The following is a 23466-nucleotide window of genomic DNA, read 5'->3' as shown; positions in this document are numbered from 1 at the left end:
CCTACGACATCAAGCTATCAAGAAATTATTCGGTCATATAAAAGGAAAAATGTGGGTACACGGCAGCCCGAAGGGGAGATTTAGAAAGGGCCTTACGCAAGGCAGATAAGTTTTTGTTAGATGGAATGACCGCAGATCAAGGCGTTCATCTGCGGGAACCCTACGCCGGCATTTTATCTTGCCGTCTCCCCGACCATCCATTCGTAGAACAGTGGAAATTCCTTTCTCCAGGTTGCTTCGTTATGTTTTCCTTCGGGATCTGCTTTCATTTCAACATTGCCTTTGTGACCTACTCTTAAGAGGCCGGCGGCCTGAATCATGTCTGGCACCATTGTCTCCCCTTCCAGTTTGCCGCCATACAGATAGAATTTGGTAGTGGAGGCTTTACTCTTCTTTTTGATATCGGCGAAGATCTTTTTGTCGGTGATCCAGAATGCTGGGGAGAATACGCCGGCGTGGCCGAATGTTGCCGGGTATTTCAGGCAGGCGTATAGAGAGATCAACCCGCCCATTGAACTGCCCGCTATGGATGTATTTTGCTGGTCGGTTAAGGTGCGGTAATTTTTATCTATATATGGTTTGAGCGTTTTGACAAGGAAGTCGACATATGCATTGCCTTCTCCCCTCCCGAATTTCTTATTGTTGTAAGGGTTGTATTCGTTCAGTCTTTTATTGCTTCCGTGATCGATGGCAACGATGATCGATGGTGGAAGTTTGGTTGAATCCATGAATTCGTCCACGCCCCATTCGCCTGAGTAGGACGTTGCGTCATCAAATACGTTTTGTCCGTCGTGCATGTAGATGACGGGATATTTTTTCTTTCCCGCGGCATAACCGGCGGGAAGATAGATCCAGATCCTTCTTGTACGTTTTAATTGCGGGATGAGAAAGGCCGTATCGATGACCTGCACCTGTGGAGAGGCTGTACTGGCTCTGGGTTGCGCTGGAAAGCGATCAGCCCATTGTTCCACGGATAATTCGAGGTTCTTGTGTTTGTTGGTATTCAGGGATCGGTTATTCATACCAGTGCCACCGTTGAGGCATTCTACTTTATCCCAGTCACCGCGGGTGAGTTTGAATTCGTAGCTGGTATCAGGAAGATTGAGATCAAGGGAATAAACGCCTGCTTTGGATCTTTTGAAGCGGAAGTTCGTATCGGCGGGGTTCCAGCCGTTGAAAGAGCCGGCGGCGAAGATCTCGCTGCCGGAAGCGTGGTATTCCGGGAGTTTTATAATTTCTAATCGTATGGGGTGTTGGGCCATAGCGGTTGCAGAGATTAAAAGTATGAATGGCAGCAGTTTCATCGTGTTCCGAAGCTACGAAAGAATGTCGCTAATAGCACGTTCCGGCCTTAGTTAATCATCATGTATTATCCTGGCGTAAAGCGAACGCGGCGCGCGACGAAATCAATATTTTCTTCCGGCTGTTTTCGCCGCGCCCGCAGTGTACCGTTGCGTCGCCGCGTTCCTGCTACGCCGGGCCGGTAACAAAAAACGTCCCTGCAGCCAGGGACGTTTCAATTTATTAATACCAAATACCGGTTACAACTTCATCAGATCTTTGATCGTTGCATGAAGCGCCGCGCTCACCGGCCATACCGGCTGGCGGAATGTATTTGCACAAAGTCCCATTTCTGAAAGGTACGCCTTCACCCCGCTTGGGCTGCCTTCGGCAAACATGGAGTTAATGATGTCTACGTATTTGTAATGCAGCTCACGGGCGTCTGCGAAATTACCGGCGAGGCAAAGCCGCACCATTTCCGCAAAATCTTTCGGGTAGGCATTTGCCACTACGGAAGTCACACCGTCTGCACCGAGCGCAAGCATCGGTAAGGTCAGGCCATCATCGCCGCTGATCACCATGAAGTCGGTTGGTTTATACTTGATGATCTGCATGATCTGGTCAAGATTGCCGCTTGCTTCTTTTGTAGCGAATATATTCTTGCATTCGCGGGCAATGCGCAGCTGTGTTGCCGCAGTCATGTTCTGGCCGGTACGACCAGGAACGTTATACATCATGAGAGGAAGCGGTGTTTTCTCATTCAGCAGTTTATAATGCTGAAATAAACCCTCCTGGTTCGGCTTGTTATAGTAAGGTGCTACAGAAAGGATCGCATCATAACCGGTGAGGTCAAATTTTGCGAAACCCCCGATCACTTCTTTTGTATCATAACCACCAATGCCCGCTACCAGCGGCAGGCGGCCATTCACGGTTTGCGACACAAAGCTGAACACCTGTTGTTTCTCTTCGCCATGTACCGTAGCACTTTCACCAGTCGTTCCCAATACTACCAGGTACTCCACCTTACTAACGATCCAGAATTCGATCAGCTTTTTATAGCTGTCCCAATCAATAGATCCGTCAGCGAGAAATGGGGTTACAATGGCGATACCGGTACCGGTGAATTTGGTTTGGAGAGACATTTTCGAATTAAAAATTTAAAAGTGAAAATTTAAAAATATCAGCGCATGAAAGTTATAAGTAAAAAGTGAAACTAACCCCGCTTATCACTAAAGTTCTAACTCAAGTTGAAAGCAGGGTAATTTTTACTTTTGAATTTTAATTATACTTCGTCCCAGAAGCCCATTTTGCCAAACTTTTCGATGCGTTCGCTGACGCGTTGTTCGGCAGTCTTCTGTTTTTGTTCCTGGAGTACAGGGATGAGGAAGTCTTTCAGCTTCTGAGCGGCTTCATCATAATCCCAGTGAGCTCCACCAACGGGCTCGGGGATGATGCCGTCGATAAGGCCGAAACCCAGCATCTTATCAGCTGTCAGACGGAGTTGCTCCGCAGCGATCTCCTTTTTATCCCAGGATCTCCAGAGGATGGATGAGCAGCTTTCAGGGCTGATAACGGTGTACCATGTATTTTCCATCATGAATACTTTATCGCCCACGCCAATGCCCATGGCTCCGCCGCTGGCGCCTTCACCGATGATAACGCAGATCACGGGAACTTTGAGGCGGATCATTTCGTAGATATTACGGGCAATAGCTTCCCCCTGCCCTCTCTCTTCGGCTTCAAGACCTGGGAATGCGCCGGGAGTATCGATCAATGTGATGATTGGTTTGTTGAATTTTTCCGCAAGCCGCATCAGGCGGAGGGCTTTGCGGTAACCTTCCGGATTGGCCATACCGAAATTCCGGAGCTGTCGCATTTTGGTGTTGATCCCTTTCTGCTGTCCGATCATCATCACCGTTTCACCATTCAGTGAGGCGAAACCGCCCACCATGGCTTTATCGTCCTTCACATTGCGATCACCAAAAAGCTCAACGAAGTTCTCCGTCATCTTGGTGATGTATTTCAATGTATAAGGCCTATCCGGGTGACGGCTCAGCTGAACACGTTGCCAGCTGGTGAGATCCTTAGTGATGTCTTTCCTTTTCTCGATGATATTTTGTTCCAGGCGCTGGATCATATCGCTCATGTCGATATTGGTCTTTTCCTGGCGATTCTTCGTGTTCTCAATCTCGTCAATCAGATCCTTCACCGGTTTCTCAAAGTCCAAAAACTGTCTATTGGCGTTAGATGGCATAGTTATGTAAAATGAGCGGCTAAATTAAGGGAAATACGCGAATGATGCACGAATGGCCGCGAATGAGCGCGAATCGCACTTGACTCGATGTAACATTCATTAATTCAGTGAGTTGTCAGGGACAGCTTTCATCTTGGGCGGAGTTTGAGGATAAGCGAGTTTGATAATGCAATAGGTAACGGCTGTGCCGAGGACGAGTGCGGTGAGTAGGATCTTTTTGTTCATAAGGTTATTTTAGCACAAGTAAAACAAGTGCTGTGCCAACACTTATATTTCCGTGATACAACCAGCTATTGCCAGGGAACATACATGTATCAGCTATCTGTCAAATCTCTGTATGTATGGTCCTGTACCGGGTTAACAGAAGATAAGCAGTGGAGTATGTATCGCGCGGTCCCCACTCAATGAATTGAACACGGCATGTCTTCGACAGGTAAAACCTGATCATCCTGCATACAAATAAACCATTAATGAACAGATAAAGAAACACTTAATTTAAAATTTTCCTTTTATCAGGCATGAGACAAAAGGAAATATTTGATATTTTTTGATGGAATCAAACCGAACCACACCATGCGCTACCTCCTTTCCCTTTTTGGGTTATTTTGCTTTTTTAACAGTTCCGCCCAGTACGTATACAAGATCAAAGCAGACAGTGTGAAGATCACGAACGATTCATGCACTGCGGAACTGATACTGGAAAACAGTACGAAAGCCGTGAAAGGGTTTCTTTATAACAAAGGCAATGGCAGAACAGAATTCCGGAAAGCATTGCAGAAGATCTCTGATACGTCTTATGTGATCGGAGGCGATACTTTAACGCTTCGGGCGGGCAGTACAGGGACACCGCTATCGTCTATTCTAAGTGCAGCAGCCAACAATACGATCAATAACCAGGGTTATACCCAGGAATGGAAATGGGATAATCTTGGTGCCGCAAAAGGATTATCACTTACCGCTAATACTACCGGCGCAGCAAATAATACACAGCGGTTGTTGAACGTGGAGTTGCGGGGTGCGAATGACAACTGGAACCAGGTAACGACTGCCGGATATTTTAGCAGTACCAAAACCGGTATCAACAACACTAACCGTGCTATCACTGCGATAGTGGACAGCGGGGTGAATAATGTTGCGGTTTATGCTATTGCTCCGCAAACACAAAACAGTTATTGCGGGTACTTTTATGGAGGTGATTTTTTTGCAAATTTCGTGCGAATGGCGGTCAATCCAAACAATAATGCAACGCTTGTTGGTGAACTAAATGGCTTACATATCACCACTAAAAACGATAAGGATATTCTATTATATACCGGCGGCAACACCGGTTATGTCGCTGTAACAGATCGCTTCGCCGTTTCATCTTCGAACGGAGACGGCGCGTTTTTAAAATTTTCTCCTTTTCTGATACAGACCACAAGACCTTATATGGACCTGAACATTGGAGTTAACAATGACTATACTTTACGCATTAAAGCTCCGGATGGAAAGATAGGTATCGGATATAATATTCCGACTCCTCCGGAAATGCTTTCAGTCAATGGGAATGTGGCTCTTCTGACGCCGGGAAATAAACTTAAAGTAGCTACCGGCAGCAATGCCAGCATCGGGACCGCCACTTTAAGTTCTGGAACCATTACCGTAAACACTACGGCTGTCAGTTCATCCAGTATCATCATCGTGAACTATAATTCCCCTTCCGGAACATTGGGCAGCGGGCTTGCCGCACCAACCGGAAGCATTGTGAATGCAACATCGTTCGTGATCCGGTCACTGACATCTTCCGGAACAACCAATACTTCAGATAATTCGACAGTCAACTGGTGGATCATCAACTGAGAAGTCAAAATTCAAAAGTAAAAAGTAAAAAATAGTTCCCGGAAAAAGGAAGTTCTCCACCTCTCACGAGCTATTCTTTACTTTTTACTTTTGAATTTTTACTTTTTACTTTCTATTTCTTCGGCTTCGCCGCTTCGATGATCTTAGTATCAACAGGCTTGAGTTTTTTAAGTTCGGTGTTGAACTTAGACTGATCCTGCTGGATCTCTGTCATCTTTGCAATCTTCGCCTTCAAAGCCGCCGCTGCTTTTGCCTTTTTCTTTGCTGCTTCGATTGCACGCTCTTTCAGGTCTTCTTTAAAGTCTTTATGGAACAGGTCGATAGACGCATCCAGCTGGTTTGCCAGGGCATCGCGGTAGATCTCGCGGAAACCCGTTGCATTGGGGTGAGCAGTTCCGTTGAAGTCGCCCTGGGAAAGTACAGATTGTCTCAATGTATTGAAATAACCTTCACAGTTACAGATGCCCTTGCGGATGCTTTTTGATGCGATATCAACCAGTGCCCAGTTGTGGCGTTGTGCAGCCTCGGCAATTTTTTGATTGAGCTTTGCGAAGATCTCATCATGCACAAACTTCCAGTCTGTTTGCGAGATCTGGTTTTCGAACATGGTCCAGCAATCGGTAAGGTTTGCCACACGTGCCAGATCATCTTTACAAAAGTTTGCATCATAACCGCCATTGGGAAGCGGATTACCTGTCATGGCATTCGGATAGTTGAACCAAACAACCCTTCCAAGGTTTACGGTAGATTCCACAGCATCCATGAACAGATCGAACGTTTCAGGAAGCTGATCCAACTGACGTCTTACAGTGTTTTTCAATTCTGCATTATCTTTTACATCACGGAAAAAAGAGAAGAGACCGTCAGTAACAACCATGGCAAAACCAACATCATTACCGCCGCCATCAGCAAGCATGATATCAAGACCATCATAGTTCTTACGCTTCAACCAGTTTTCGACCTGTTCTAATTGCTTTTCGTTTTTAATGGCAGGTTTTCCGGGTTCCACCAATTGATCCTGGAGGAAGAAATCTTTGACGGTTGCGCCGCTGCTGGTCACGTTGATATAATCGATCTCGAGATCTTTACGGTCGCTCTTTAGTTTTTTGATAGCGAGTTCACCACCGCTATGATAAGAACGGTGTGCTTTTTCATTCATCCATGCATCGCCTTTAGCGCCCTCCCCTGCTGCATAAGAATCACCCAGATAAGCGATGGTGAGCAGTCGTGGTACTACGAAACTTTTCACTTCGCTGTTGAGCGTCATTTCGCCGGATGCTCCTGCTGGTGTGTGGGTTCTTGCCCATGCATAGAAAACTTTTGTTCCAGGTGAGAAAACTTTTCCGCGTGAGTTGGCTGCTTTATTTCCGTGAGGGAAGATAACAGTAGCCACTGCTTTCGAACCTGATGCTGTTTTTTTATCAGCAGGGGTTTCGAAGAATTTAGCTGGATTCTTTTTATTCAGGATGAACGCATTTACGACTTCGATAGAATCGGTGCCATAGACCACGCTGATCTTTGCATTGTTTATATTGATGCCGTTCAGCTCAACGGAAACGGAGGCTTCACGCTGACCGGGAGCAAATGGTTGTTTGAAACTTGTAAAGGGGGTTTGTGCTGAAACAGCAGTGCTCAGCACTGATAAGGTTGCGAGCGACAGAACGGGGATAAAATGTTTCATGTTATGGTTTGTTTGAGGGGATAAAACTATCTGTTAGACCCTCGCGAAGCTATACCAACATATTATGAAAAAGAGGGCGAGAAAATACCGGGAATTAGGTAGAGGTCTGTTCAGTTAAAGACAATTGTTACATTCTTTTGCCGGTCGTTTGATTGGGATGCGGCGTTAGCCCACGATTGAAATCCAATGTCGTTTAGCTTAGTCTAAGGAACGCGGCGGACGCGGCGATACGCAGCGGACGCAGCGAAAACAGCCATGGAACATCTTGTATTTTCGCCGCGCTCTCCGCGTATCGCCGCGTCCGCCGCGTTCCTTCGGGGCTGCTAACTAAACGAGATTGGATTGAAATCGTGGGCTATGGCACAACATGGAAAATTCTTTTTGACGGGAATGGTAAAAGGCCGTCCAGGATTGACGTTCTTATCATTTTATCGGCGTATATGGCAGTTGATCGGAAAGGAAGCTGCGGAAACAATCAGGAAGTACAGTTTTGTAAAAAACAGTAGGATAATGCACCGCGCAACTTGTATGTTGATATTTCTTATTGGATGGATGTCTGCAAAAGCCCAATCCACCCAGGACCTGATCAAGAAGAATATGGACCTGTTGGCAATCGCCATTCCCAGTGCGAAATCAGAGCCGGGGATTGGGGAAAATGATGGAAAGCCATCCACAACACCATTCAAACTTCCGGCAGGATTGAGATTTGTGGAGAGGCCTAATAAGCCGTTTGATCCGGATATCAAGAAGCTGCATGGAAATGTAAATACCTTCTATGCGGATGTTCACATAGAAGTCAACAGAGATAGTTTGAAAGTCGATGCACCTACACAAATAACTTTTCCTCCGGGGCTGGTGATGCTCTGCGTGGCCCCAAGCCGTATCCAGAATGGCATGTTGATGGGCCGGGTCAGGATTAATGTTCCGCCAACAGGGATCGGCCCCGGCGGTACACGCGATACCATCACGCTAAACCTTGGTATGGTTTGTCTGAACGAAGGCTTCGGGCTTCCATGGGAAGAGAATATCCAGGGACCTGGAGACATCAAAAATTATCCTATCGGTAAAGGAATGTATAAGCCTGCGGGCATTACCACACACAAGGGATTGCTGCAGTTGGCCGAGTTACTTGACCAGTATCCAAAACTTAAATTGACCAAACATTATAACCCGCACCTGCAGTTCAATGAAGATTATGTGCAACCAGAATGGATGAAGATCTACAGCCGGATACAGGAAATAGTGTGGATGGTGACGGATGGTGATGGGATCACGAAAGGTGAATTGGAGAAGTTCAAGGGGGAGTTGGCGGCGTATAAATAAGGCTGTTCGTAGTCTGGTTTGTAGTCCGGAGACTACGAACAACGACTACGAACAACTGTTGTGTATGAAATTATTAGGCTCTAAATTTGGGATTTCCATATATCTTTACTACCTTAAAATTGCCTCAGGCCCGTTCAGGGCCGTTTTTTATAGTTCTTGATAATAGCCTCAGCCTCTAATTTATTGATGATGTCAGTGGTGGGATAACCGCGCTGACGAGTAGTATTTGCATCTTTTAATTAACGATTATTAAAACGCATCTATGAAACTATCAGAATTTATCAGGTTAAGTGAGCCGGAAAAACGGTGTCTGGTCCTTGAGCAGGGCGTAGCGGTGGCGAAAAGACAAACGGAGCGGCAAATGGTATTTTTGTTCCAGCTTGGGGAATATTATGTGGAGACTTACTGCAGCATGGAAACAAAGGAGATACAGGAATACCGGGCTATCTACAAGACGGATCATTTAATGAGTTACCTGGAAGACATTTCGATCGATGCCTTGCTCAGCAAAGGATCTTCCTGAATTACACTGACAATACTGTTATTGGCGTAGAGGGTGACGAAAAAATGCAAACTTTTTACTCTCTGTTTAATGTGGAAACCGGCATACAGGGTATGGCCGATGAAATTGTTGTTGAAGAAAACTGATTTTTCAATGGTCAGGCATGCCATAGATGAACGGCATGTCTGACCATTGAATTGCTTAATTCTTAAAGATCTCGATCCTCAGATCGAAATAGCCGGTATTGTTCTGATACTGGCGATCATTTACCCCGATCAGCAGCGTGCCTGCGGCAGGTGCTTTCCATCCGGTAAATCCTGGGCCAACCATCTGAAAGGGACTGTCATTGAACTGCATGATCACAGCACCATGATTTAGTTGCGGGTCAAACGAAAAGCTGCGCAACAGTTGATCATTCGTTCCATAGGTGTTAACGATTCCAGCAATCGTTCCCAGGCCGATTGAACCACCAGCAGATACATTGATCATCTGACCGGCCAATATATCAGGTATTTTAACTCCCGACATAATAATACCACCTAACACCTGTGATACACTATCATTCTTGATTTCCTGAATATCATTGATGATCTCCTGTTTCTGGCTCTGGGAGTGTCTGAATAATTCGCCAAGGCCTCCAAGCATATAATTCATTGGCTGATTGTCGATATATCCTTCACTCACAACATTGCCGTATTGATTACGGACGATCTCATAAGTGCTCGGCTCATAGTTCAATGCCCCCTGCAGCAGAATGAGAAATGGACTCTCCCTGACGGCTTCGCCTCCTTTGGAACCCTTGCCCACTCCATGGCTCTTTGCCTGGTTGAGCCAGTACCTGGATTTGGTTGAATTCTTTTCTACCCCCTCGCCTGCGCCATAAAAATTACCTGCAAGGTGCATCGCCTGTGGATGTCCCTGGATGGCCGCACGTTCAATCCAGGTGGCAGCTGTTTTCTTATCAGCGGGTGCTGCGTTGTAGTGAAGAAGTCCAAGTACAAACATCGCTTCCCTATCGCCATAATCTCCGGCCTGCGTCAGCAGTTGAATAGCTTCTTTTCTTCGCAGGTCATTTACGTCTTCCTTCATCAGCAGATTGGCGTAAGAAACCATGGCGGTAGTATTCTTCAACCCCGCTGCCTTTTTTGCCATTGCAAGACCTTCGGTTTTATTCTGGCGCACAGCTTTACCTGCATAGGTGAGTTCAGCCAGTTGAATCATCGCATCGACATTACCGGTTGCTGAAAGGCTTTTGTACATCGCAACAGCAGAATCTGCCATGCCTGTTTGGGTGATCGAACGTTCATTCAGCATTGCCAGGCTGAAACCGGCACGTTTAAACCCCTGGCGGTAGAGATCGCCAAGTAAGGTTCTTGACGAGGCAGTATCTTTTCCCGCGGCAGCTCTCAATGCAAAATCATAAGCTGCCGGTTTATAATGATTGGTCGCCGCCGTCTTTAAAAAATAATCAGCATTGATCTGCTGTTGCCCCGGGTTCAGCTTCATTGAATAAGCATAGGCAATCAGGTACATCGCCTCGAGGTCACCCGTCTTTGCAAGGGGAAGCAAGACATTGAATACCTCAGCTTTTCTTGCCCGGTGCATAGCGAGCTCTTCATTTTTCGGATAGCTGTACAGACCTGCATAAGTGAAGAATGATTGCCACATGATCGCTTTCTTATCTCCGCTTTTTGCAAGCTGGTCTAACTTCTGGCGGCCCCGCGGTTCATCAAAAGTTGGTGTGCCGAATAAAAGATCGAGTGCGACCGTGCGTGGGTCTGTTTTATCAGGTATTGTGAAGTTTACATTGGCAAACATGCTTTGCGAACGAATGGAAGTGCTGGCGTGCCAAACTATTGCACCAATCCGGCCGAGGTCGGAAACAAAAACAACAGAATCCGGGGGAACTTCAAGGGAAGTCCTCGTTTGCCGGGAGACTTCAACCGAACCTCCTTTCGGAATGTCGAATGATTCAGCTATCCCTCCCTGGTATTCCTGACCCTGGTGAACAAATTTGATCAGCGGAGCGAACTCTCCGTAAATGTTTATACCGCAAAAGATCCCTTTTAGCGCATAACTGGAATTATTGATAACACGATAAGAAAAAGTTCCCGTCTGGTTGGAACGGATCTCCCTGCTACCATCTGCTCCTACGAATTTTATGTCTGTAATCTTTACACCCGCAGCCAGATTATCCCGCACTTTGATCACTTTTGCTTTTTCAGAACTGCTTACAACCGTTTCAGTTCGTTTCAACTTTATTTCAAGTTTACCGCAATCATTACTTACTCCTGTCAGAAACTCACCATCTGCTGTTTTCGAATAGGTCATAAGGAACTGTTTGAGGCACCAGGCTTTTTCATCGCCGTCGAGATATACAGCTTCGGTGTAAAATAAGGAGTTGGTAGCGGTGTCCTTCAACAGTTGTGACATGTGGAAGAACAGTTCTGCTTTGGGTTTGCCCTTAATGCCTTTGGCAATTTTTCCAAAGAGGCGATCGCCGGGAGTGATGTAGGGAGTATTATCTTTTATGTGTGCCACAATATCGGTGGTGCCGGCAAACGTGAGTACATCTGTATCGGTCCATTTGGTTTTACCGGTGAATGCGACGTTCATTTTTATGGCGAAGCGATCTTCCCCGCGTTTGGATTCTCCTTCCCAAAGACCTTCAAATTTATTTTCCTGGGCAAGTAAGACGATGGGTGAGAAGCATGACAGAAAGAGTGCAGTGGCAAGCATCTTCATAAGCTGTAGTTTTGGTGGTGGTAGCTACTGAAGGTATGCAAGGAGGGATCGATGTTCCAAATAGTCTTATGAACACCTCATAACGGTCAAGGGAGGGAGGCGAAGGAGTATCGCAAAGAGCGCGAAGGAACGCTAAGGACGCTAAGGTTTACTTTGCGTCCTTAGCGGCTCTTCGCGCTCTTTGCGATACTTAATAAACAATACGAGGTCTATTTCGACTTATCAGGAAACGATCCTTCTACGCCGATCATTTCCAAAGGCTATTGGAAAAACCGAGACTGCAAAGGCCTTTTCGGAATGCTGATACGCGACAACTGCGCTTACTATACGCGAGAACCCATTCTACCATACGCGAGAACCCCTTGCATTGAAGTTGGAACAGGCGCTGGGGCTGGAAGAAGGATACTTTATGATCCTGCAGGTGTACTATGATATCAAAAAAGAAAAAGAAAAACAATCGCAGGAGACCCCGGATCTGACCAGGATCCGCGCAGCTCTTTTCTGGGATACGAATCTGCGGGCGATAGACTGGGAAAGGCAGTTCAGGTCTGTTATACGCAGGGTCTTAGAAAGAGGAAATCAGGACGAGATTGATGAGATCACCCGATTTTATGGTCTGAAAAAAGTAAAGGCTGTTGAATTGACATTAACGAAGAAATGATCTATGTACTGGAATACTGTTACGCCATTGCTGCGTGAGACGTTGATGGAAATGATGAGGGCGGAGGTGTTTGAATCCTTTCGTTTGGTTGGTGGTACAAATCTGAGCCTCCAATGGGGCATCGCATGTCGGTAGATATTGATCTGTTTACTGATGCGGAATATGGAACAGTTGACCTGAACAATATTGATAACTGGTTGCGCGGAAAGTTCGCATACGTTGATACTTCGAACCCGGGAAATATGGGAATGGGATTATCGTATTATGTCGGTCATCAAAAAGAGGATTTACTGAAACTGGATCTTTATTATACCGATCCTTTTATACGGCCCGCTTTAGTGAAGGATGAGATCAGGATGGCGGACGTTGCGGATATCATTGCGATGAAATTAGATATCATGGGGCGCGGAGGGCGGCAAAAAGATTTTTGGGATCTGCATGCGGCGCATGATCATTTTACAATTGGTGAGATGCTGGCGTTTTATGTGGAGCGGTATCCGTATGGGTATTCGAGAGATGAGATTGTTGAAGGATTAAACCGGTTTGAGGTGGCGGATGATGATCCGACGCCGGTATGTTTGCAGGGAAAGCATTGGGAGTTGATAAAGTATGATTTTTTTCAGTGGGTGAAAAGATATGCATTGGAGTAATCAATCAAAAGGCTCCCAATCAGTGTCTCGCTCCTCACAAGGTTTCGGACTTCGTACATTTTTTATCATCGCTTTTTCGCATGCGCCAAATTCCTGAAAGTTTTTCTGAGCTTCCCGCAATGACGTTTTGTTAGCGCCACTAATTTTATCGATATTTCCATCAGTAACGTCATTTTCCCAAAAACAAACCGGGCAAATTTCCCATAGTCCTGTTTCACCGTCGCTTATTGTTTTGTAACCACAGCAAAAACAAGAAATTTTAATCGCTCTCATGTTGAGTTGGTTTAGTACAAAGAGCCGTATATGATCAACATCTACAATCTCTCAAATAAATTTAGTGTTCATTCCCGACAAACAGAAGCAGATTTAATTGTCTCACCGATATAAAAAAATCTCGTTCGTTACAACGGATGCATCATCCTGTAAACTAAAGCGACCGACGAAAGGCAATGGATCAGCTTCTTCCGTTTCGAGTATATCTTTCATCCATGCCTGCTTCTGTTGGATCTCCCGGATGATGAAGGTGGAAGCCGTCCCCAATGCTCTTGCATCTTTGCGGCGGAAATCCTGCAAGGGCAGAAAATCGGCCGGGACCTCCTGCAGGAACAACCATGCGAATGGACGCTTGTACAATTTCGCGAGTGTTCCAGCCTGGTTGATGGTTGGATATTCCTTTCCCTCTTCCCATTCAGCGACCCGTTCTGGAGTGACCGAGGAAAATTTTGCGGCTGCGGTTTCGAGCGAAACTTTTGCTGATTCGCGCGCCCATTTGAGGATGAGAGGGTTTATGTATGCTTTGTCAGGCATGGGTGAATTGAAGGATAAACAAATATAGTTGGAAAGAAAAGAAAGAAAACAATCTGTCGCATAAATAATTTATAGCCAATGCGATACATAGACCTCGGTCTAATAGTATATTATATAACTAAACGAAAACAAGCGTAGATATTATTCACCCACGTATAATAAAGAAACTAAAGACCGAGTAATGATCTACAAACAAATGCCGAATTGGGGATTATACAAAAAAATTCTAAATTCACTTTACTTCACAACCTTATCCCATCCCTGATAGCGCATATATTTTGAACAAGCTAGTATTATTCTCAAGAGTAAATACTAAGAAGTAAATGTGGCAATTTTTGTCACATATAGTTCTATTTCGATCACAATCAATTCAAAATATAAATAAACAAAATTGTCATTAAAACAAACAAATGTCATAACTATTTGCATGAGCAGATCACTTCATGTAATGCAATAAATGAATACTAAAATTCAATTTAACCCTAACTAAAAACCTCTCAGATGTTTCAATTATATTACTTTAAGATTCTCAAGCACCAGCATTTTAAAGAACTATCCTTACAGTTTGTAGACGATGAGATTGACAAGATTAAAGGACCATATACAACTCTTATAATTGGACCGAATGGTACAGGCAAAAGTCAAATTCTTAGCGCTATTGTTGAGGTGTTTAATTACTTGGCAGTAGCCAAATATCAATCTGGATTAAAACGGCCTTTCAATTTCAACTTCGAATTAAAATATTTTCTTTTTGGAAAAGAACATCATGTCGATTGCTCTACTGGCGAGTTGATTTTTTCTATTAACCAAACCAGAGCTAATCTTAGTGAAATTAACTTACCAGAAAAATTCATTGCGTCCTCGATAAGCCTAAATGACCGATACCCTCTCCTAAATAATAGGAGCAAATATATTAATACTCATTATGAATATTTAGGCGTTCGATCTTCGGGAAATAGTGCCTATATCTCTTATCATATTAAGAAGGTTGTCGACAGCTTGAGCGATTCTGCGATGAAATTAAGCACCCTTCCTAATATTAGGATGCTTTTCGAAAAACTATCATTGCAACCGCGACTTACAATTTCTTTTAAACCAGGACGGAGATTTAGTTTAAAAGAAGGCAATAGTAATAACATCTTTGAAATTGCAAAAAGCGAAAATTCCTTCTCGCATTATTTTCAAGAATTTATCAAGGACACCCGTTCTAAAAGTTTAGATGAAAGGAGACTGTCAACCTACGAAAGAATACTATCAGATCCGAATGCATTGAAAAAGGCAGTGTCATTCTTACAAACTCATATTGATAAGTTTAAGCAAAAGTATTTATATAAAATAAGAATTAACTACCACCTTAATTTTGAAAAAGCAAATACATTAAACGATTTCGCGAACGACTCAGAAATATTAAGAACTCTTAGAGAGTTAGAAATTTTTTCGGTCGATAAGGTGAATCTTACCAAAGAAGGAACAAATTTTAAATTTGAGCAAGCAAGTTCAGGAGAATATCATTTACTTACTTCCTTTCTGGGTATCATTTCCAAGATAGAGGACAACTCGTTAATTTTAATTGATGAGCCCGAAATAAGCTTACACCCCAATTGGCAAATGCAATTTATGGATGTACTTAATCGAGTTTTTGAAAATTTCACAACTTGTCATTTCATCATTGCCTCACATTCCCATTTTCTTGTTTCAGATTTAGAAAACGAAAAATCTTCGATCCTCAGGCTGGCTATGGCGAAAGATAGTGGAACAATTGAGTCGGAATTACTTCGAAAAGATACTTTCGGTTGGACGCCCGAAAATATTCTCTATAATATCTTCAATGTGGCTTCAGTTAGCAATCATTATTTTGAAATGGACTTGCGCAAACTTGCACGTTTAATATCTGATAAATCAAAAGATTTTACAGCAATTCGATCTTACATCAATAAGCTAGAGCGATTTGAAATACTGCCAGAAGATCCGTTAAATATTTTATTAGATCAAGCTAAAGGATACTTAAAGCAATATGAAGTTTAAACAAATTCAGGGCTCATTATTTTTTAATACAGTGGATAAAACCACTATTAACGATTTGAAGCCTTTTAGTTCAAATGAATGGCTTGGAAAATTATCCGGCAAGCCTTGGGGAGCAAGAACTCGCAGAGATACTTTGAAAAAGAAAATAAAAGGAGCATTAGATGTTCTTCAGGGAGATACTTGTGCTTTCTGCGGTTTATATTTATATGAAACAAGCCCTGCTCAGATAGAGCATATTGCCCCGAAAGGTTACCATCCTCAGTTTATGTACACTAATAATAATTTATGCCTAGCGTGTGTACTTTGTAATGGCTTTGAGAAAAAAGGAGACATAGATACAATCTCCGTATTAAATCCGGATTATGACCAATGTACTTTTACAATCGTTCATCCATACAAAGATGAACCAGATAAACACTATCAAATTGCAAACTACTCTCAAGGAGGAATCACCCTTCACTACCTGACCTCGGAATCGAAAAAGTCAAGAGACATCTTCGATCTTGAAGGGCCAAAACAAATACGTGCACGCGGAAAACAGTTTATGCATGAGGAGTTAAAAAATGATCCGGCCGTTGAAACATTACTAAAGCAAATTTTAAGAAATAAATATGCTGCAAAATAACACCGTATTAAATAGGCGCAATCCTGGATTAGTTAAGGAATAGCAAATAAATAAATGAATTCTTATATTGATTGAGATAAAAAACTTAAACAGCTATACCACCGCAGACTTAACACTCTTATCATCATCCATATGTCCCAAACTTTCTTTACTTTTTAAGATGAAATATCTAAGATTTTGCCATCGTTACTGAACGAATTAACCTCATTAAGATAGTATTTAAAAATCCTTCTATATCCACGCATATAACATATGCGCAATCTATTTTATACATCTTTAAACAATTCTTTTGCATCCACTCCCAACCCCTCTGCGATTCTAACAATAGTAATAAACTCAATATTCTGCAAACCATTTTCAATCTTACTCAAAGTACCATTTGTAATACCTACCTCCCCTTCTAGATCCACCAGCGTCATTTTCTTCTGTTTTCTTATCTCCCGCATGCGTTTGCCAAACGCTTTGAGTTTTGCTTCGATTATTTTTTTATCCATCATACTTACTTCAACTAGTAATGTGGATTTATTTCTTAAAAATAAATCTACATTAAATTACAGATTTTAATTTCTTTCCTTAACTTAGTTCAACCAAGTTAAACATCAGCATCCACATGCTCCACAACTATTAGATATTATTCTCTCAACGCGACTTTAGCACGAATGTCCGCGAATAAACGCGAATCGCGGATAAACCACGAACGCGAATAAAGCACGAATCGCCGCAAATAAACACAAATAACTCCTTTGTGAATGGAAGGCCCATGCCCTTCCCCATTAAATTAATCATTAAATCCCGAACTATGACAATTCGTTTAAAACCCCATCAAAAAATCCACATACAATCCTCCTCCGATATCTACCGCGTGCTTCAACCCATACTCCTTCGCATCAGCAAACTGAACCGCGACCGCGAACACTTCTGGCTGATGCACCTGGATGCATCGCAACGCGTGCGTTGCGTAGAGCTGCTGGGACTGGGAACACAACGCACGGTGCTGATCGATCCGATGGATGTGTATCACCGGGCGATCGTGCGGCGGGCATCGTCGATCGTGGTGATCCATAATCATCCGAGTGGGAATGTGAAGCCGTCACACGCGGATAAGATTGCGACGGAGAAACTGATGCAGGCGAGCCGGTTTGCGAATGTGAGAATGCTGGATCATTTGATCATTTCAGAACACGAATATTACAGTTTTTTAGACAGAGGCGATCTGGGGCGAATGGCCGCTAATATGCACGAATCGCGAATAGATCACGATACGCGAATGAAGCGCGAATGGCCGCGAATAAACGCGAATGGGTCGTTTGTGAATGCGTGGGCGTAGGGCCCCCTCTAAATCTCCCCCTTCAGGGGAGACTTAAGGTCGTTTATAAAAGAAACCTCGTTAAGTGAAGAACATAGATATCCGATGTGCCAGACTACTCAAGTTAGAGGACTGTGAAGTCTCCCCTGAAGGGAGGGAGATTTAGAGGGGGCCCTACGCCAACCAAAATCAATTTATTCATCAATATTTGTGAATAATGCAAAACTTTTTCTTTATCGTATCAAACGGGAAATTTTTGAGAGTGGATCTGGAAAAGGTCGTGTGTGTAGTAGGAATTGGAGATCGGGTGCAGGTGCATACGGCGGATGATATTTATACGCCGCAGGTTAAGATGGAGAGGATCAGAGAAAAATTGCGGAAGGAACGTTTTATTTGGGTTGGTGAGAGTATGGCAGTGGCGAAGGAAATGTGCCAGTAAATATGTAAGCCTACTTACAGTGCAAACATGAAAAAGCAAGTGAAAGATTGTATTCATTGATAAATTCTCAGACATCAACTATTCTCTAATAAAAAAAGAAAAAGGTTGAAGGGGGTAAAATTTGGGCAGGATATAATTATTTGCAAACTTTATAGCATGCTTTTGAATTGTCGGAATGGTGCTGCTTTCTCATCTACGAGGCAACTAAAAGCAAAGAAAATTTATTGACCACATTATTTGATAAATGCTATGAAATACGAAATCAGACTTGCCATAGGCGAACATGACTGCGGCAAAGTTGAATCAGGCCAACTGCGTCAATCGGCACAATCTATCATAACAATTTCTCCGGGCAAATCTGACGTCAAACCACTTACTATTGAACAACAGATTCAAAAGGTGTTGACGGATCCGAACTATAAAAACAGATTGGGTGAGATTGTCGGGAAATGGCCGGGCGATGAAACAGTCGAGGAAATTTTAAACGGTCTGGATTGATATGAAACGCTATATGCTGGATACAGGAATACTGGTGCACTATGTCAGGCGAAGCCCGTTATACCAAGACATTGAAGCCGGAGAAAACCTTAGCAGCGAAGAAAATACTTCTTTCATTTCAGTGGTAACTATGGGAGAGATTTTATCTTTCGCAAAACAACATGAATGGGGTTTTGCAAAACTGCAACTGCTTGAGGATCTATTTGAGAATCTCGTAGTTCTGGGTATCAATTCAAATGATGAGAAATTGCTGGAAGTGTATGCAAAAATTGACACCTATTCCAAAAATTAGCTGTCATCTGAAAAATCAGGAAGATCCATTACCATGGGCAAAAATGATCTTTGGATAGCATCGACGGCGAATATCTCCGATGCAACGTTGCTAACACTTGACGCTGACTTTGATCACCTGAATGGTAAATATATAACGGTGAAAAAATACAGACAGCATTAAAGTGAACTTTGTACGCACAATTGATCATATCATGCCCTACCGAACACCCCCAAAATACAAAACACATTGCGCCTCCGAGCGCGCAGCAACTATATCCGGCATTCCGTCTCCATCAAAATCTCCAACGGCAAAACCATATACAGTACCTTTTGAATCGCCGAAAGAAATGGATTTGAAATCGCGGGTTGTACCATTATTAAAAAAAATGGTTGAAGGAGCTTCTACATGACCGATAATAATGTCCATTTTCCTGTCATTATTCAGATCAGCGATGGTTAGTGCATAAGGGGTGCGCGTTGAATCTTCTAAAGAAACACCTGCGGAAAAACCAGGATCTTTTTGTCCGAGATAGAGATTCACGCCTTTGAATTCGTCGATGGCAACAATGTCCGGTAAACCATCTCCATTGAAGTCGGCCGATGCAGCTGTACGAATGGATGCATCAGCAGCACCGAATTTTATGCGACGGGCATCGGAATAAGTCTTATCAGCACCACCGAGGTAGACGTAACTCTGACCACCATCGCGGTGCGGTACAACCAGATCAATAAATCCATCCTGGTTGATGTCTGCAGGTAGAATGGTAGTAGCAGGGTATGGCGCGAACGCGATGCAATTGCTATCGAATTGCCCTTTTCCGTTGTTCAGGCAAATATAATTGGAGGTTTGTCCGGGTCTACCCCTGTTTGCTAAAATCAGATCGGGTGATCCATCGGAATTGAGATCAGCGATGGATAAGTTTCGGGTTGGCCATTTGGGGATACCAAATTCAGCACCGACGGTAAAGTTTCCTTTGCCATCGTTGAAATAAACGAGTTTGCGGTCGGGATAATCATTGCTTACCGCAATATCAGGAAAACCATCTCCATTAAAATCGGCCACACCTCCGGTGTATGAACGGTCTGCTACTGACGAAAGGTTATATGCTTTTCGAATTTTCCCTGATCCATCACCGAGGAGAATACGATCGATGATCGGCCAGTGTCTTCCTTTCACTAACAGGATATCGGTATGGCCATCGCCATCGAAATCGGCAAAACTTGCATTGGCGGTTGTATCGGGTTTTTCTTCGAGCAACAGGGTGCGATTGAAGTTTGGAAAGTAGTTAACCAATGTGGTATTACTTTGCTTTTGATGCGCAGGAGAAGCGGAGCTTTGAGCAAAAGTTTCGTGAGTTATTGCAGTGGAAAGGCACAGGATTAAAAAGCAAAATTTCATAGCAGTTGGTTTTGTTTGAACATTTTTCTTATGAGTTAACAGAACTTGCGGGATTGGGCAGATCGGTGAGCACTTGGTGAAGTTCTTCTTTGTTGAATCTGCCAGGCCGCACCCGGATGTTGACGCGACGTTCAAATTACGAAAAATTTATGCAAAGGTGTTTCTTGTCAGTCGAATGATTCCAGCTGTGTGCGAACCGCCGCTATGGTAAATGCCCGACAATTCCGCCGCTCTCTAATGTCCCTCCGCTACCATGTAACCCAGTTATCGCCTGGCGTAAGGTGCCCGCAGATAACGCAGATTTTATCATTATGATTATGGCAAATTATTCTTTCAAGGATCAAGGTTTTGATTTGATTGCGCGGATTTCGCAGATCAGAACGTGCAACCCGAAACTGACCTGCGAAATCCGCGCATCCGAAACAGAAATATATTCATTTATCAATCGCTATTTCAGCAATCGTGAGGATGGATCTGCGTCGTCAGCGGGCGCTGTCCGCGGTGCTTCATACGCCAAACGTTATAAAGACTGTGTTACTTTAAAAAACTATCCAGATAACCCGCTAACACCGATGTTGCCATCATAAGCGTCACATGCGTTTGCGCCGGAATAATTGCCAGTTGCGATCTGGGAATGCCTGTAAAGTCGCCGATCAGGTCGCCGCCAAGCAGCTTGTATGTTTTTGCCAGTTCGATCTTATTCAAACCATCATTATCGCCAGCGATCAGCAATACAGGTGCAGTGATCTTTGCAATGTTGGAATCACCCATATTGAAAGTTTCACCGGCATTTGATAGCATCTGCTGTACAAAGCTTTTCCATTTGGTTTTGTCGGGAGCAACAGCTTCGTATGCGGCTTTCATCGGGCTGCCATCGAAGATGTCAGGGCTCATGTCTTTAAAGGCATTGTTGATCTCAGGTTGCCAGCCGTCGCTTTTATAGGTGGATGAGATGATCACGAGCTTCTTTAATCGCTTTGGGTTTTGTATGGCAAACTGGTAGGCGATCTCGCCGCCAAAACTGTAACCGACTACGTCTGCGCTGTCAATTTTCAGGTAGTCCATTACTCCTGCCACATCACTGGCAAGCGTTGTGTGCGATAACTTTCTTTCGGAAAATTGTGTGTGACCGTGGCCTTGCATTTCGATGGCGATTATCTTTCTTGTTTTGGAGAGAGTGGGGATGAGTTCGCCCCAATTCATATCGATGGTCATGAAAGCACCATGCAGTAGAATAACAGGCTTGCCCTGGCCATATGTTTCGTAATAAACTTTGATTCCATTAACGGGGATTAAACCACTGGCAGTGGGTTTTATTTTTTGAGCGTTGGAGTTAAATACTGCAGATAAAAGAACAGCGATGATTGTTAGCAGCTTTGGAAACTGATTTGCGGGAATTAGTCTTTTCATAATGTGCCTTGGTTATTCTCGATGTTGATTGTTCAATAAAGATAGAAGGCGTATTTCTTTACAGCGCTGTGTTAAACTGACATTCTGAGGGTGAAATGCGACTCCGGCCTGTGGTCAGGTACAGAACTATTCTTGGCGTGTAGTAACGCGGCGGACGCGGCGATATGCGGCGAGCGCGGCGAAATACAATACATTTCAATGGCTGTTTTTCGCCGCGTCCACTGCGTATCGCCGCGTCCGCCGCGTTACTACACGCCAGTTTAATTTCATACTATCGGAAGCAGGCCAGGCGGATCTGAATACCGATTCAAATTGCTCCTGCCAATCTCATCTTCTTCTTCCAGAAGTAGTACGACAGGATCCCGGGAACAAACCAGATCAACAGGAAGGCCATCATCGGATCTACGGTTCCCGACAATGCGATACTTGAATAAACTACCGCGATAAGGTCAAAGAAAAGACCGGCATACGCCCATTCTTTTACTGTCTTTAGTCCGGGAATAAGAATGATGATCGATCCGATCAACTTGGCCCAACCGGTAAAGGGAATAAAATATACAGGATAACCGAGTTGATCGTGAATCAGGGTTTTCGCATCCTGGTTTACGATGATGCTGCCGTAAGATGAAAAGATCATGAGGGCTGCGAATATGATAGTGAAGATCCAATAGAGAATGTTGACGGTTTTGGGTTGCATTGGTTGAATTGATTTTGGTTAATGGTCAAGTTACGCAGAAGAGCGGAATAGAACGGTATTCATCAGGACAGATCAGGGAATTATGGGGATGGAAGCCGGCATTCAGGTAGGAAGAATGCCAGCATTTCAAATAGATGACCGCTTCCGACTGGTTGTTAAAAACATTATCTTCAGATTCCCTGTCGTTAAAATATCGTTCCAATGAATATTATTATTGTAGGATTTTCGGCTACCGGTAAGTCAGCCATTGTGGAGGAGTTAAAAATGCAATTGGGTGATGAGCTCGACTGTATCGATTCCAACAAGTGGATCGCAAAGGAGTATAATGAGGATATCTACTCACTTTACCTGGACAGGCATGATCCGGCTGATCCCGTAAATCGAAAATCTTTAATGGACACTATTGTCAAAGGAGAGGAAGAATTTATCCAGTACCTTAAAAGACATAAAGGCCCTTATATCGCGGCAATTGGTCCGAATGTTCATACAAGAAAAGGGTGGGAAGATTATCTGGATACAGCTGAGCCGTACGTCATCTACCTTTGGGCCGACGTGGATGCGGTTTATAAAGGCCTGAAAAAACAGGAGAATGATCTGCCCCCCGATATCAAAAATAATGATGCCTTTGGCGTTTGGAATCTTGGGATCATCCGGAATTATGATGAAGCGTCCGGCAAGTATGTGGAGATGCCGACGAGGCTGGCGAAACAAAACGTCGCGAAACTCATTCTGGAAAATGAAATGGAATACGACATGATGGCGACAGATTCTTTTGCTGCCATTTACTTGTTAGAATGGCATAACGACTACAGTGAGCTTGAGAAATACAGGTTGATCACGACTGTTCAGGATCTGATCAAATGAGTTCAAGGGTAAAAGTTGTGGGATGGTTGTTTAAATGTTTAAATGTTTAAATGTTTCACTACCGTTTTGATGTTTTTATTATTAGTTCTTTGAAAGTATTGTCAGTATTGAGTTTGCGAGGATTTGATGTTGGAAACGATTTGATTTTTTGGAGATTTGAGTTTTAATTAACTCATTGATCTTCAAT

At 43.7% G+C, this 23466-nt stretch carries 24 protein-coding genes; 12 read left to right on the top strand and 12 right to left on the bottom strand.

Going from position 1 to position 23466, the window contains the following annotated elements; all coding sequences use genetic code 11:
* Positions 1-173: 173 nt before the first annotated feature.
* The 4 genes from LZZ85_RS27785 to LZZ85_RS28550 form a co-directional block, all read right to left on the bottom strand.
* Entirely contained in the window at positions 174-1262 is a 1089-nt protein-coding gene (locus LZZ85_RS27785) for an alpha/beta hydrolase (RefSeq protein WP_237877326.1), read from the bottom strand.
* A gap of 279 nt (positions 1263-1541) precedes the next feature.
* A complete protein-coding gene (dapA, locus tag LZZ85_RS27780) occupies positions 1542-2423 on the bottom strand; it encodes a 4-hydroxy-tetrahydrodipicolinate synthase (protein ID WP_237877325.1) in 882 nt (293 codons plus the stop codon).
* Between the two features lie 140 nt (positions 2424-2563).
* Positions 2564-3508 (bottom strand): acetyl-CoA carboxylase carboxyltransferase subunit alpha, encoded by a 945-nt coding sequence (locus tag LZZ85_RS27775; RefSeq protein WP_237877322.1) that lies wholly within the window; start codon positions 3506-3508, stop codon positions 2564-2566.
* Positions 3509-3634: 126 nt separating this feature from the next.
* Positions 3635-3760 carry a hypothetical protein gene (locus LZZ85_RS28550; protein WP_255724376.1) on the bottom strand — a complete coding sequence of 42 codons (126 nt, stop codon included), beginning with the start codon at positions 3758-3760 and terminating at the stop codon, positions 3635-3637.
* Between the two features lie 348 nt (positions 3761-4108).
* Here LZZ85_RS28550 and LZZ85_RS27770 point away from each other — a divergent pair, with 348 nt between their 5' ends.
* Positions 4109-5374 carry a hypothetical protein gene (locus LZZ85_RS27770; RefSeq protein WP_237877320.1) on the top strand — a complete coding sequence of 422 codons (1266 nt, stop codon included), beginning with the start codon at positions 4109-4111 and terminating at the stop codon, positions 5372-5374.
* Positions 5375-5486: 112 nt separating this feature from the next.
* Here the strand turns inward: LZZ85_RS27770 and LZZ85_RS27765 are convergent, their stop codons facing one another.
* Positions 5487-7055, bottom strand: a complete 1569-nt coding sequence (locus LZZ85_RS27765; RefSeq protein WP_237877318.1) for an SGNH/GDSL hydrolase family protein — start codon at positions 7053-7055, stop codon at positions 5487-5489.
* Between the two features lie 510 nt (positions 7056-7565).
* Here LZZ85_RS27765 and LZZ85_RS27760 point away from each other — a divergent pair.
* Both LZZ85_RS27760 and LZZ85_RS27755 read left to right on the top strand, forming a co-directional pair.
* Entirely contained in the window at positions 7566-8378 is an 813-nt protein-coding gene (locus tag LZZ85_RS27760; RefSeq protein ID WP_237877316.1) for a hypothetical protein, read from the top strand.
* A gap of 262 nt (positions 8379-8640) precedes the next feature.
* Entirely contained in the window at positions 8641-8901 is a 261-nt protein-coding gene (locus LZZ85_RS27755) for a hypothetical protein (RefSeq protein ID WP_237877314.1), read from the top strand.
* Positions 8902-9081: 180 nt separating this feature from the next.
* Here LZZ85_RS27755 and LZZ85_RS27750 read toward each other — a convergent pair whose 3' ends face one another.
* Positions 9082-11625, bottom strand: coding sequence for a tetratricopeptide repeat protein (locus tag LZZ85_RS27750; RefSeq protein ID WP_237877312.1), 2544 nt, complete (start codon positions 11623-11625; stop codon positions 9082-9084).
* 367 nt (positions 11626-11992) lie between these two features.
* On the opposite strand from LZZ85_RS27750, the gene LZZ85_RS27745 reads away from it, so the two are divergent.
* Both LZZ85_RS27745 and LZZ85_RS27740 read left to right on the top strand, forming a co-directional pair.
* Complete coding sequence (locus LZZ85_RS27745) at positions 11993-12286, top strand: DUF6922 domain-containing protein (protein WP_237877311.1); 294 nt, start codon at positions 11993-11995, stop codon at positions 12284-12286.
* Positions 12287-12399: 113 nt separating this feature from the next.
* Complete coding sequence (locus LZZ85_RS27740; RefSeq protein ID WP_237877309.1) at positions 12400-12936, top strand: nucleotidyl transferase AbiEii/AbiGii toxin family protein; 537 nt, start codon at positions 12400-12402, stop codon at positions 12934-12936.
* Here the strand turns inward: LZZ85_RS27740 and LZZ85_RS27735 are convergent, their stop codons facing one another.
* Together LZZ85_RS27735 and LZZ85_RS27730 are read right to left on the bottom strand one after the other, a co-directional pair.
* Positions 12937-13209 (bottom strand): CPCC family cysteine-rich protein, encoded by a 273-nt coding sequence (locus LZZ85_RS27735; protein ID WP_237877307.1) that lies wholly within the window; start codon positions 13207-13209, stop codon positions 12937-12939. It lies immediately after the preceding gene.
* A gap of 102 nt (positions 13210-13311) precedes the next feature.
* Positions 13312-13743 carry a helix-turn-helix domain-containing protein gene (locus tag LZZ85_RS27730; protein ID WP_237877305.1) on the bottom strand — a complete coding sequence of 144 codons (432 nt, stop codon included), beginning with the start codon at positions 13741-13743 and terminating at the stop codon, positions 13312-13314.
* A gap of 501 nt (positions 13744-14244) precedes the next feature.
* On the opposite strand from LZZ85_RS27730, the gene LZZ85_RS27725 reads away from it, so the two are divergent.
* Together LZZ85_RS27725 and LZZ85_RS27720 are read left to right on the top strand one after the other, a co-directional pair.
* Positions 14245-15768: an AAA family ATPase gene (locus LZZ85_RS27725; protein WP_237877302.1), complete on the top strand. Its 1524-nt coding sequence runs from the start codon at positions 14245-14247 to the stop codon at positions 15766-15768.
* Positions 15758-16393 (top strand): HNH endonuclease family protein, encoded by a 636-nt coding sequence (locus LZZ85_RS27720; protein WP_237877300.1) that lies wholly within the window; start codon positions 15758-15760, stop codon positions 16391-16393. The genes LZZ85_RS27725 and LZZ85_RS27720 overlap by 11 nt, the downstream gene beginning before the upstream one ends.
* Before the next feature lie 266 nt (positions 16394-16659).
* Here the strand turns inward: LZZ85_RS27720 and LZZ85_RS27715 are convergent, their stop codons facing one another.
* A complete protein-coding gene (locus LZZ85_RS27715; protein ID WP_237877298.1) occupies positions 16660-16890 on the bottom strand; it encodes a helix-turn-helix domain-containing protein in 231 nt (76 codons plus the stop codon).
* 302 nt (positions 16891-17192) lie between these two features.
* On the opposite strand from LZZ85_RS27715, the gene LZZ85_RS27710 reads away from it, so the two are divergent.
* From LZZ85_RS27710 to LZZ85_RS27695, 4 genes are all read left to right on the top strand, one after another.
* Positions 17193-17720 carry a JAB domain-containing protein gene (locus tag LZZ85_RS27710; protein ID WP_237877297.1) on the top strand — a complete coding sequence of 176 codons (528 nt, stop codon included), beginning with the start codon at positions 17193-17195 and terminating at the stop codon, positions 17718-17720.
* A 196-nt stretch (positions 17721-17916) separates the two neighbouring features.
* The gene (locus LZZ85_RS27705; RefSeq protein WP_237877295.1) at positions 17917-18138 is read left to right on the top strand and encodes a LytTR family transcriptional regulator DNA-binding domain-containing protein; all 222 of its coding nucleotides are present in this window, start codon (positions 17917-17919) and stop codon (positions 18136-18138) included.
* 249 nt (positions 18139-18387) lie between these two features.
* Positions 18388-18636, top strand: a complete 249-nt coding sequence (locus LZZ85_RS27700) for a hypothetical protein (RefSeq protein WP_237877293.1) — start codon at positions 18388-18390, stop codon at positions 18634-18636.
* A gap of 1 nt (position 18637) precedes the next feature.
* Positions 18638-18928, top strand: a complete 291-nt coding sequence (locus LZZ85_RS27695; RefSeq protein ID WP_237877291.1) for a type II toxin-antitoxin system VapC family toxin — start codon at positions 18638-18640, stop codon at positions 18926-18928.
* Positions 18929-19126: 198 nt separating this feature from the next.
* Here LZZ85_RS27695 and LZZ85_RS27690 read toward each other — a convergent pair whose 3' ends face one another.
* The 3 genes from LZZ85_RS27690 to LZZ85_RS27680 all read right to left on the bottom strand — a co-directional run bounded on the left by LZZ85_RS27690 (position 19127) and on the right by LZZ85_RS27680 (position 22415).
* Positions 19127-20308 (bottom strand): FG-GAP repeat domain-containing protein, encoded by a 1182-nt coding sequence (locus LZZ85_RS27690; RefSeq protein ID WP_237877289.1) that lies wholly within the window; start codon positions 20306-20308, stop codon positions 19127-19129.
* Positions 20309-20842: 534 nt separating this feature from the next.
* Positions 20843-21718, bottom strand: coding sequence for an alpha/beta fold hydrolase (locus tag LZZ85_RS27685; RefSeq protein WP_237877287.1), 876 nt, complete (start codon positions 21716-21718; stop codon positions 20843-20845).
* 307 nt (positions 21719-22025) lie between these two features.
* Positions 22026-22415 carry a DoxX family protein gene (locus LZZ85_RS27680; protein WP_237877284.1) on the bottom strand — a complete coding sequence of 130 codons (390 nt, stop codon included), beginning with the start codon at positions 22413-22415 and terminating at the stop codon, positions 22026-22028.
* Between the two features lie 201 nt (positions 22416-22616).
* On the opposite strand from LZZ85_RS27680, the gene LZZ85_RS27675 reads away from it, so the two are divergent.
* Complete coding sequence (locus LZZ85_RS27675) at positions 22617-23279, top strand: nucleoside/nucleotide kinase family protein (RefSeq protein WP_237877283.1); 663 nt, start codon at positions 22617-22619, stop codon at positions 23277-23279.
* Positions 23280-23466 lie beyond the last annotated feature (187 nt).

This window comes from Terrimonas ginsenosidimutans (genome assembly GCF_022012415.1).
GTDB classification, from domain to species: Bacteria; Bacteroidota; Bacteroidia; order Chitinophagales; family Chitinophagaceae; genus Terrimonas_A; species Terrimonas_A ginsenosidimutans.
Note: the sequence above shows the minus strand (reverse complement) of the source record. Positions and strands in the feature narration are given on the sequence as shown.